The 1,225-nt window shown below is 69.7% G+C and carries 1 protein-coding gene; it reads left to right on the top strand.

Translation table 11 applies throughout. The annotated features are described in order from the left end of the window. On the top strand, positions 1–1,225 hold a 1,225-nt coding region (locus tag ACFW1A_RS40600), incomplete at both ends, for an alkaline phosphatase family protein (protein WP_380418782.1).

Here is a 1,225-nt window from a genome sequence, read left to right as displayed (position 1 = left end):
CCGTTCCGCCCCCAGGTCAACGACCTCGGCCTGCAGTTCGTCCAGGACCTCAACCACGACTGGGCCGGCGGCCACCAGGCCTTCAACAGCGGCAAGTACGACCAGTGGATCCCCGCCAAGACGGCCACCACGATGGCGTACATGAACCGCGGCGACATCCCGTTCCACTACGCACTGGCCGACGCGTTCACCATCTGCGACGCCTACCACTGCTCGATGCTGAGCTCCACCGACCCCAACCGCTACTACATGTGGACCGGTTACACCGGCAACGACGGCACCGGCGGCGGTCCGGTGCTCGGCAACCAGGAGGCCGGCTACAGCTGGACCACCTACCCCGAGCGCCTGGAGCAGGCCGGCGTCTCCTGGAAGATCTACCAGGACATCGGCGACGGCCTGGACGCGGCCGGTTCCTGGGGCTGGATCAGCGACGCCTACCGGGGCAACTACGGCGACAACTCGCTGCTGTACTTCACCAACTACCGCAACGCCCAGCCCGGCAGCGCGCTCTACCAGAAGGCCCGCACCGGCACCGACGTCAAGGCCGGCGACGGCCTGTTCGACCAGCTCAAGGCGGACGCCGCGGCCGGCACGCTGCCGCAGGTCTCCTGGATCGTCGCCCCCGAGGCCTACACCGAGCACCCCAACTGGCCCGCCAACTACGGCGCCTGGTACGTCTCCCAGGTACTGGACGCACTGACCGCCAACCCGGACGTGTGGGCGAGGACGGCGCTGTTCATCACCTACGACGAGAACGACGGCTTCTTCGACCACGTGGTGCCGCCGTTCCCGCCGTCGGGCAGCTCGCAGGGCCTGTCCACCGTCTCGGCCTCGGCCGACTACTTCGGCGGCAAGAGCGGCTACGCGGCCGGTCCGTACGGGCTCGGCCAGCGGGTGCCGATGCTCGTGGTCTCGCCGTGGAGCACCGGCGGTTACGTCTGCTCGGAGACCTTCGACCACACCTCGATCATCCGGTTCATGGAGACCCGCTTCGGCGTCCAGGAACCGCACATCTCGCCCTGGCGGCGGGCCGTCTGCGGCGACCTGACCTCCGCCTTCGACTTCACCACCTCGAACACGACCCCGGCCGCACTGCCCTCCACCGCCGGCTACCTGCCGCCCGACGGCAACCGCCACCCCGACTACGTGCCCACCCCGCCCGCCACCGGCGCCGTCCCCGTGCAGGAGGCCGGCAGCAAGCCCACCCGCCCGCTCAAGTACGCGC

The organism is Kitasatospora sp. NPDC058965 (genome assembly GCF_042741245.1).
Lineage (GTDB): Bacteria > Actinomycetota > Actinomycetes > Streptomycetales > Streptomycetaceae > Kitasatospora.
The sequence above is the reverse complement of the archived record's forward strand: the minus strand, read 5'-3'. Positions and strand labels throughout refer to the sequence as shown.